This is a genomic window from Ruegeria sp. HKCCSP351 (assembly GCF_017872535.1).
In the GTDB taxonomy this organism is placed as follows: domain Bacteria; phylum Pseudomonadota; class Alphaproteobacteria; order Rhodobacterales; family Rhodobacteraceae; genus Ruegeria.
Window position 1 is genome coordinate 1 of sequence record NZ_JAEDOV010000019.1, and the last position, 9,338, is coordinate 9,338.

Consider the following 9,338-nt stretch of genomic DNA (forward strand, 5'->3'; position numbering starts at 1 on the left):
AAAGAGTCTCGGACAATGTGAACGCTTTGGTTGCTTCTAGGGCGGCTTGGTCCGCTCACTGCTAGCCCAAGCCCGACCAGGCGAACGGCCTCAATCTCTGAGGTCAGCCATTCAAGCTGGGCGCGGCAAACTTGCGGAATGAGCCCATAGGAGAAGTGTCCAAATCCTGCTGCGTGCGCACGAAGCGCGGATTATTCTGCGGTTGCTGAGCTTTGGTTGTCGCAACGCGGCAAGAAAACCGGCCATTCGATCAGAGCGCGACGAAATTTGTTACTCGAACCAATAGATCGCGGACTAAACTGCCATTCGTCCTTGTGCTCACATCACCCGAATTTGGACCGAACTTCAGTTATGGCCCTATGATTGGAGGAGGCTTCCGGCGTTGTCCTGACATAGCGTTTCCGACAATCGCGGCAAGCAGGATTGCGCAGGAGGACAAAGCCCACGATCGCCGACATCGCGGCCGAAATCAGTTGCAGCCAGAAATCCGGAGTCTTGCTTCTACCTATCAGTGTAACGGCTTGAACGATGCTGCTGAAGAGCAGCTTCCACCCGAGAAATACCGCAAGCGCGACGTTGGTCGTCAGAGGGTAAATGAGAGCGAGAACGCAGGCGAGAACGAGCAAAATGCCCTGTAGTAAGAACAGCCTCGAACTGCGGCTGCATCAAGTGTCATCGGTACAGCCATATATCCGGCTCCCTCCGTTTTGGGCGCGGCATCCCTGTCTCGTTTTGCGAATCAGAAGTGGGCACGCACGCGCAACCCGAGAACCACCATGTTTTCGGTCGTGGGGTCGTTCGCAGGGTTGGTAACAAGCTGCACACTTGGTGTGATCTGGAAGAAATCCGTCACGTCCCACCGGTAGAATGCCTCCATTGTGAACTGGTTTCGTGAGTTACCAGGTGCCCGTCCCCAGTTCACCCCGACTCCAGCAAGATCCTTGCCGTCGCGGGCGTCGTACCCGGTTCCAACGCTGATCGATCGGTCGAGAAGCGTTCCGCCATCTTTGGCATAGCCTGCACGGAAGAACGGCCTCCACGCGTCCTGGCGACCGCTCGCCAGAAAAGAAACGCCGTAACCGCCGGGCACACCAGCCTGCATTCTCTGATCAATCTGCCAGAAAGTCAGCTGAACTGACTGGTCGTATCGATTGTCCCAATCAGGCGCCCAACCTATGCCGAAGTGTTTGAAGGTCTCGCCGGTGTCGAAAAGAGTTCTGGCGCTACCGACCGGGTCTGCCGGGTCTGCGTTGGCATCTGCAAAGCCAGCGAGGATCGCCCAACTGTCGCTTAGTCTCCACTGCAGCGCGGCTCCCAATCCCTGAGAGGGCGCTGGAACAGTTGGTAGTTGCTCAAAGGCGAGGTTTGTGAAGGCAGTCCATGGGTTGGCGAGGTTGTTGATGTCAATGTAGTCGGTGACATCAACCTGACCGATGACGAAGCTGCCCCGACCATCGGCAAACACTTGACGCCAGTAGAGGTTGGTCAACAACCACCCCGCATCGCTAAAGGTCGACGAAAAAAGCCCCGCATATCCTAGGGATGGCCCGAGCGCCTGGGGCGAGAGATGGCTTCCGAAGGCGCTCCGATTCTCGATCTTGAAGACCAAAGCGCCAGCGTAGGGAGTGCCGCGTCCGGACGCTGTCCAAGTGCCGAATAACCGAAACACGTTGCTTGCCGCATCGGACGGCGTCAGGTCTGAGTCGGTACCGAGATACTGGGCCATCTCCTCGAGACCGAATGTCAGCCCCACGCGGTTCTCAAACCCATTTTTCCAGTCCCGGTACGCCTGCACCCCCCCCAGATCCTGCTGATCGGACGTGGCTGCCAGCGTTCCGAGAACGCTTTTTGGAGATGAAAACCCATCACGGCTTAGGCCTTCAGGTCGGACTTCCGCGGGAAATATGGTGGCGAGTAGCGCGCAGACGACCGTCAGGGTATATCGCAACCATCGGCACCAAACATAACGCCGCATCGCGACACAGACGCAATGAGGGTCAAATGCGCCTTGCATGCTCTGCTCATCAGGTGCCTGTGACATAGTTTATCAACTCCAATTGCAGGTAATTGAGGGGACAAACGCCTCGCAGGCCAACTATATGTTATGAGCTCGCTTAGCTCGTCCCGAGGACCGATGTTTGCTGCGGTCGATCCGCGCCTGGCGGCTGAGCCAAGGTCATGGCGAATAAGGTGCTCCCGATAGCTAGCACGCAGGCCGCGCCTGCGAGCCGTGAACGGGCTTCAAATCTCAGGCGTCTCTGGGGGGTGCTCCCGAGGCACGCCTCGGCCCAGTTGCGACCCAGGATCGCCGCTATGCCGAGGGCCGACATGGCGAGCGCCATACCCGCCGAAATCGCGATCACCATCATGACCGCGGGAACCACAAGGTCGTTCGCGAGGCCAAACAGCATGACGATAAGCGCGCCGGTGCAAGGCACCACACCTACCGCGGCTGCAATCCAGCCGCCGCCTTGCGATTCGGTGTTTGCAGCGGCGCAGGCCGCACATCCGGCGTGGGCGTGGCCGCCGTGGTGATCGTCATGAGCTGCTCGTATGTTCGCGATGGCATGCCACAACATCACCGCACCTATTGCCATGATCAGCGCGTAGCTTCCGAGCCGGATCAACCTGTAATCCGAGGGCGCCGCTCCCGTCGCTTGTCGTACGGCGAAGTCGAGCAGGAAGACGACGACTACCGCCGACAGCACGTGCATAACGGCGATCCGGCCGCCCATGACGACGCCACGTCTGAGACTGCCACCGGTTCCGATGAAGTAGGAGACGACGACGGCCTTGCCGTGTCCCGGGCCAAGCGTGTGCAGCGTACCGTAGGCGAACGCGATCAACAGCGCGAGCCCGACTCCGCCGGCAGACCGGCCTTGCTCCATGTCCGACATCGCTGTGGTGAAGATATTGGTGATCTTGGCCTGCGCGCGCGCCAAATAAGAAAGGTCCCCGAACGCCGAGTCGGCTGCAACGATTTCCCCTGGCGTCCCGCCAACCACAACCTGCTCCATCGCGTACGACGTCGGAATGCTGCGCGAACCGTCTACAAGGAACAGAGTGTGACTTGCCGGCCAATGCGTCAGGCGCCCCGCAAGCCGTACCGGCGTGAACATACCAATGGAATCGACCCCCTCGGGATAATCGACATGAATGATCTGGTTCGGTGGAGGCGCAGGGGCGTGTATGCATGCTCCTATCCACGGCACCAGAAGAAACTCAACGACGCGCCCTTTTTCCCGGCGCAGCGGCAAGATATACCCGTCAATGGATACCTGAGATTCCAGCAAGCCCGATGCGACCTCAAACGCCGTTTCGTCCCAGTCTTGGACCGCGATGCCGTCAGACGAAAGCGGATCGAAGAGGTCGTCCGGCGGCAGAACCGTTTGCGGGCCGCTCAAGGATGACTGACCCGCATACGTTCCATCATCCGCTTTATCGTCTTTCTGGGCCTCGAGGCTCATACCCAGGTCGTTCCATGTGATGACTGTGGTCGGTCGATCTTTCGCATGGGTCGAACCAGCAGCAGCCAGGAGGAAAATTGACACCACGAAACAAATGCTAAGTACAAACCGATGTGGCGTGCGCTCGTCTGTTTCTTTGAGGCTATGTGACGCGTCCTGCGCGCACTTGTAATGACCAAGCATCCTGATTGGGGTTGAGAGCCAAATCATCAATTCGAAGCCTCAATTATTGCCGGTTTGTTGATCTTCCCCGGTGGGCGTGGAGTGGGAGACGTTCCTGATCTGCGACGCGGTGCGCAAAGGGGTTCGAGGCGTATTCACCGCCAGCGTGACTTGGGTTGCTTCGAGGTTCCACATACTCGCCATCCGCGCTTCGCCGTCGAGGACGAAGATGGTTTCGTTGCTCTCCTGAGGCGCAAGCAGCCCCGTCACTGTCACCGGGGTGTAGAGCGACCTAGCGGGAGAGCCTGCGTCGAACGTCACCCGGATCAGCTGATTTGGAGGTGGCGGAGGCATGTGGCTACACATGCCCACCTCCGGAACAAGATAGCCGACGGTGAAACCGTCCTCGTTTGTGCCAGCTGGAATGAGAAATCCGGTGATGGTTACCGTCGCCTGGTGGAGGTTTGGATTGGTTGAAAAGAACGCACGCTTGCGGGCCTTGGCTACAACCCATCGCTGTGCCAAAAGTCCCTCAATGTCATGGCCGGCAAGCCTTAGCGCGCCGCGTGCCGTCTCAAGCCGCGCCTCGAGCCGCGGTCGCGCCTCCTCCGGAACCTCCCCGTTCGCAAGCCGCTGCTCAAGACGGACAAAAGTTCGAAGTTCCCCCATCATCTCGAACCCCATGTCGCGAAAAGGGTCGTCGAACTGCAGCGCAACCGGGTCCGGCAACTCGCGAAACGAGATTGCGACCTGCTCGGCGAACGCGCCTGTGGCTGTCAGAAAGACGGCGATGAGGCTCCGCAGCAGTCGCGTGCGCAGCTTGGCTGCCAATGTCTGCATCGCTCAATTCCCTCCCTGCGGAGGAACGCCCGGCGCCACATCCGGCATGCCGGTGGAAAACTCCCGGTTCCAAGCGTCTTCCGACACCGACTCGAACCGCGGTTTGTCTTCCGGCTCGAAGCGGATCGGCTGGCCGGCAAAGACCTCCAGCAGTTCGTCGTCACGCACGGTCACCTCGCCATGCACAATAACCGCCTTGAACCCGGTCGAGGGGATTGATCCCTGATCATAGGTCGCATTGTCGGCAACGGTTTCGGGGTCGAACACCACGATATCGGCGATCATGCCCTCCTGAACCCGGCCCCGCTCCTGCATGGCCTTCAGCCCCGTACGGCCCAGATGGTGCGCCGCGTTGTAGCTGAGGATCGACAAAAGCTGCATCATCGGGATGTCGTTTTCGCGCCCAAGGCGCAGTGTTGCAGCGCGCGCCCCGGCGCCGCGCGGATGCATGTTTCCCAACTTCTCAAATGGAGTATTCCAAGGCGCCATAAGAGGCTCCGCGAACATCGCATCGCTGGCCATTGTTGTCCCCCTGAGAGTCAACCATTTGACTGAGTCCTCTGGCGGAGTCTTGAACAACAGAATTTCTTGGGTCGGATTATCCTTCAGGACCTGATCGTATTTTTCCTGCGTATAGAAATCACCTGTAATCGGATCCTGCATCGTGTCTTCGTAGCGATGCCCCTGTCTTTCAACCCAGTTTTCGGGTTTGAGGAAGACTGCGTTCACCGTGGTCGATCCGGCGGAATAGGGGTAGATCTCTCCCCAGATATTATGTCCGTTCTCCTGAAGCCGCGCGATGAGTTCATGCGTGAGTCGCCAGCCGGGATTGTTGAAGTGCTGCAGTATTGCGGGCGCGTTCAGAGCCAATGCATTGGCAATGACTTCTTGCGCACCGACGTTTTCCAACACGTCGCCATCGGGTGTGAAACGCGTATGAACGGCAGTCTGGCGACCATATCGCGCGCCAATCTTCTGCACCTCGAACAACTCACGCGTGGTGACACCATCGCGCATGTATCCCAATGTCGATCCGATACCGAGCGCGCCAGCCTGAAGGCCTTCGTCGATGATCTGCAGAATCTTGTTACCAGTGTCGTAATCCGCCTTGTCCAAACTCCAACCCGATCCCTTGCGGGAGGTAAGCGCCGCCGCCGGCCCCAGCAGAAGGGTTTCCTCGTCGTCGAAACCGTCGAGCACGATGGCGCGGGCTTGTTCGTGGCTGGAGGCGCACCCGAAATTCGCCTGGTTCTTGCCTTCGCGTTCCTCATACCACCGCGCGATGAATGTTCCTGCGCAGCCCTCCTCGAGGTCCATGCTCGAAGTCAGTCCGTCACGCAGGCCAAGCGCATAGCCCATCGGTTGTTGCCAGTGGAAATGGGTGTCAATGAATCCAGGCGCCACGATGTGACCTGTTGCATCGATTTCCTCGGCACCGCTCAGCGCCTCCTTGGAGATCGCCACGATACGGCCGTCCGAAATGCCGACATTTGCGATGCTGTCGTATAGCGTCTCCGGATCCATGACCCGGCCGTTCGAGATGACGAGATCGTAATCCTGCGCCTGAGCGATGCCGACACAGAAGAACGCAGATGCGAGCGTGGTTATCGCGAGGGTCGAGAGCGGCTTCATGAGCAAGTTGCTCCTTTCAAATTTTGTTGGAGGCCCGGTGTTTACTGCGTCTGCGTCCTGCGGATCGGCTGGCCATGCGGCGCGTCGAGGACAAGCGCGCCATCCAGGACAACGAATCCGCCGTTTACCAGCACGGTCTGCACGCCCACGGCAGGCTGGTTCGCGTTCTCGTAGTTGGCCCTGTCAGAGACCGTCTCAGGGTCGAACACCACGATGTCGGCATCCATGCCCACCTGCAGACGTCCCTTGCGGCGCATCTGCGGCACGAAGTCTTCCAGCGTCTGCGCTGGCATCAGCGACATCTTGCGGATCGCCTCGCTCATCGAAAGCACACCACGCTCGCGTACATAGCTGCGCAGGACCTTCGAAAAGGTTCCGGCAGATCGCGGATGGGCGAACACGTTGTCAGGAAGTGGCCATTCATCGCCGGTGTAAGTCTGAATGTTCCCCTTGTCGTCGAAGTACGACCAGAAAGTTGCGTCCGAGGCGATCAGCGTCGCAGGATGAGTCACCGACAGGTCGAGCTTAGCCAAATCTTCTGCCTTGCTCTCATCGAGGAAGTGCCAGGTGATGAAAGTGCCCGGCTTGTTCTCCTGATAGTCGTCGAGTTGGTCTTCGGTCATGCGATCCTGGCCGAGCTGAAAATTCTCGGCTGTCGATTGCATCCGGTCCCGCCAGTCGGGCCCAGTAAACATGGCCGCGCCGACGACGGTGCTCGCCGCGCCGTAGGGATAGGCTTCCACGGTGATGTTGATACCCTTGTCCATCGCCTCTTCGACAAGGGCGAGTGTGGCCTCGATATCAGCCATCGACGTGCTGTTGATATGGCAGATGTGCATGTGCGCGCCGGTGATGGCGGCGTTCGAGATCAATTCCTTGAGCGCCTCGAATGAACTCTGCGGCTCGATGTTGCTGGCGTAACGAACATGGGTGAAGGTCGCCACGCCGTATTCGTTGGCCAGTTCGGCCAGCGCAAAATACTCCTTTTGCCCGTATCCCGGCGCGTAGCCCGCGTTTACCCCAATACCAAGGCCCCCCTCCTTGAGTCCCTGTTCGACCAGCGACAGAATCCGCTCGGACTGATCTTGGTCGGCGATGTCCATCTTCCAGTCGTTTTCGGCCTGGGCCGCTTGGAAGAACTCAACGGTTGCCAGCGGGTCGGTGTTGTCGAAGGTGGCGATCCGGCCATAGGTCCAGCCCGCCGCCGCACCGTAATTGATTGGCAGGTTCTTGGCAGCCTGACTGTCATACCAGTCGGCGATGGGCAAAACGCCAGATTCTAGCTCTAGCGCCGTTGTCACCCCCTGCATCGCCTGCATCCGATAGTCACCAATACTCTGCCCGTGAGCGTGCAGGTCGATGAACCCCGGCGAGACGACGTGCCCCTTAGCATCGATCACCGTGTCACCTTCAAGCGAGAACTCGCTGATCGCCGAGATACGGCCGTCCTCCACGCCAACGTTGCGGATCGCATCGAGGCCCGTCTCCGGGTCGATCACGCGCCCATTTAAGATCACGATATCGTTGGCAAACGCTGTCGTTGCGGTCGCGACCAAAACCGCCAAGGTGCCGATTGCGGACAAAGTTCTTTCTGGTTTCATAGGCGATGTACCTTTACCTTCGACCACCTTCTGGAATCGTGGTCTTTCGCAAAAAGGATACTAAACGCTAATCAAAACAAAACTGTATGGCTTCACGCGACAGGTAGTGTAGAAACTTGTCCTTGAAAGTGCGTTCTGGGAGTATTCGTAGTGAACGGCATGTACATCGTCGTGTAGAACTAACAACGGACGACAGACAAATGGTCTCTGAGCGAATCGCGTTCAACCGCGCTCTGCAGCTTCGCCCCTTCCTTGATCTGTTCGAGAAGCGCGGCGGCAAGGCTGGCCCTGTTCTCAAGGCGGCTGGGCTTGACCAGGTCGATCTCACCGACCCGGCTGCGATGATCACCGGCAATGCACTCTACAAGGCCGTCGAGAAAATGGCCGATGTGCTCAACGACCCGTATTTCTCGGCGCGCGCAGCTGAGACATTCGTCGAGGCGGGCCCCGTCTTTGTCCGGGAGAGCTATGCGATATCCCACACCCTCGCAGAGTTCCTACCGCTGGCTATTCTCGAACTCGACCGGCAGATCAACAACGTTCGATACTCCCTCCAAATCAATGCAAATGTCACCGTGATCCGAGCTGAGAGGACTTTCTTACCGGCAGCACCCGTCGTTCAGGCAGATGCCGCCACTGCGAGCCTGTGGTTGACCCTCCTGCGGTTAGTGACCGAAGACGATTTCAATCCGTCTCGCATAACAGTTACGGCGCAGGAAAACGCAGGTATTCCGCTGGATCTGCTTCCGAAGTCTTCTTTCTTGAAACGAAAGTGCAACAGTGTTCAGATCGGGTTTCCCTCTGAGTGGCTGCAACGGCCACTAGCCCTGAACTGGAAAATCCCGCCCACCTCGCGTGGAGAGTTCCGCGATACTTCCCCGCGCGATGCGATCCTGAAATGGGTCGAAAAGGTCTGCTTCCAAAAGATTGGTGAGCGAACCTTCGGCCTCGAGGAACTCGCGCGTAACCTCGGCGTCCATCCAAAGAGCCTACAGCGCACGATGTCTGAATTGGGCACCTCGTTCCAAGAGATCCGCGACAAGGGGCGTAGAGAGAGGGCCCTAGAAATCATTGACAGCGATAGATCCGCACCGAACGAGGAGATCGCCGAGTTGCTTGGTTTCTCCGGTGCAACAAGTTTTTCCAGAGCGTTCAAAAGGTGGACTGGTGTCACACCGAACGAATATCGGCGAAATCAGTGACTCGTTCCCTGCTCCCTTGAGCCAAAAGAAAACTTGGAAGATGAGGTCCTCGTTGGATCAGTTTGGAGAAGTTGTAGTGCGACGTTAATAAATTAGCCGACGGCATTAATTGGTGGGTTGCCAAAATCGATGCAATCTCTGCAACTGGCAGTTTTGTTGTATATTTCGGAGTTAGCAATGCATGGTCGTGAATGTCCGGTTTGCGCTGCCGGTTCAACCGATGGCCGCAACACGCTCCTCGAACTTCTCCGCGAGTGAGAAGTAATTCAAGGTTATTCTCGGCCGCTCGTTGAGCTCCCGGGCGACGGCGTCGAGGTGTTCTCCGCGACGGGATGCGAGTTCGATCGCGAAGTTCGCCGCATCTGCATCAGGCTGCTCCGTCCTGTGTGGATGGCGTCTGCTTTGCAAGGACAAAATGCTCTGATTGCGCGGCT

The 9,338-nt window shown here is 58.2% G+C and carries 6 protein-coding genes and 1 pseudogene; 1 reads left to right on the forward strand and 6 read right to left on the reverse strand.

Annotated elements, in window-relative coordinates; all coding sequences use genetic code 11:
- Nucleotides 1–739: 739 nt before the first annotated feature.
- The 5 genes from I9182_RS20140 to I9182_RS20160 all read right to left on the reverse strand — a co-directional run bounded on the left by I9182_RS20140 (nucleotide 740) and on the right by I9182_RS20160 (nucleotide 7,702).
- On the reverse strand, nucleotides 740–2,014 hold the full coding sequence (locus I9182_RS20140) for a carbohydrate porin (protein WP_209599450.1): 1,275 nt from the start codon (nucleotides 2,012–2,014) through the stop codon (nucleotides 740–742).
- Nucleotides 2,015–2,114: 100 nt separating this feature from the next.
- Nucleotides 2,115–3,650 carry a DUF3299 domain-containing protein gene (locus I9182_RS20145; protein WP_209599451.1) on the reverse strand — a complete coding sequence of 512 codons (1,536 nt, stop codon included), beginning with the start codon at nucleotides 3,648–3,650 and terminating at the stop codon, nucleotides 2,115–2,117.
- Between the two features lie 39 nt (nucleotides 3,651–3,689).
- Nucleotides 3,690–4,469 carry a DUF3299 domain-containing protein gene (locus I9182_RS20150; protein ID WP_209599452.1) on the reverse strand — a complete coding sequence of 260 codons (780 nt, stop codon included), beginning with the start codon at nucleotides 4,467–4,469 and terminating at the stop codon, nucleotides 3,690–3,692.
- 3 nt (nucleotides 4,470–4,472) lie between these two features.
- On the reverse strand, nucleotides 4,473–6,101 hold the full coding sequence (locus tag I9182_RS20155) for a hydrolase (protein ID WP_209599453.1): 1,629 nt from the start codon (nucleotides 6,099–6,101) through the stop codon (nucleotides 4,473–4,475).
- A gap of 41 nt (nucleotides 6,102–6,142) precedes the next feature.
- Nucleotides 6,143–7,702: an amidohydrolase family protein gene (locus I9182_RS20160; RefSeq protein ID WP_209599454.1), complete on the reverse strand. Its 1,560-nt coding sequence runs from the start codon at nucleotides 7,700–7,702 to the stop codon at nucleotides 6,143–6,145.
- 200 nt (nucleotides 7,703–7,902) lie between these two features.
- On the opposite strand from I9182_RS20160, the gene I9182_RS20165 reads away from it, so the two are divergent.
- A complete protein-coding gene (locus I9182_RS20165) occupies nucleotides 7,903–8,904 on the forward strand; it encodes an AraC family transcriptional regulator (RefSeq protein WP_209599455.1) in 1,002 nt (333 codons plus the stop codon).
- A gap of 213 nt (nucleotides 8,905–9,117) precedes the next feature.
- Here I9182_RS20165 and I9182_RS20170 read toward each other — a convergent pair.
- A pseudogene (locus I9182_RS20170) lies at nucleotides 9,118–9,338 on the reverse strand (hypothetical protein); the annotation flags it as partial.

Excerpts from the sequence above, each read along its gene's own strand:
- I9182_RS20165 (WP_209599455.1), top strand. The coding sequence starts at position 7,903 with ATGGTCTCTGAGCGAATCGCGTTCAACCGCGCTCTGCAGCTTCGCCCC.
- I9182_RS20160 (WP_209599454.1), bottom strand. The coding sequence starts at position 7,702 with ATGAAACCAGAAAGAACTTTGTCCGCAATCGGCACCTTGGCGGTTTTG.
- I9182_RS20140 (WP_209599450.1), bottom strand. The coding sequence starts at position 2,014 with ATGCAAGGCGCATTTGACCCTCATTGCGTCTGTGTCGCGATGCGGCGT.
- I9182_RS20145 (WP_209599451.1), bottom strand. The coding sequence starts at position 3,650 with ATGCTTGGTCATTACAAGTGCGCGCAGGACGCGTCACATAGCCTCAAA.
- I9182_RS20155 (WP_209599453.1), bottom strand. The coding sequence starts at position 6,101 with ATGAAGCCGCTCTCGACCCTCGCGATAACCACGCTCGCATCTGCGTTC.
- I9182_RS20150 (WP_209599452.1), bottom strand. The coding sequence starts at position 4,469 with ATGCAGACATTGGCAGCCAAGCTGCGCACGCGACTGCTGCGGAGCCTC.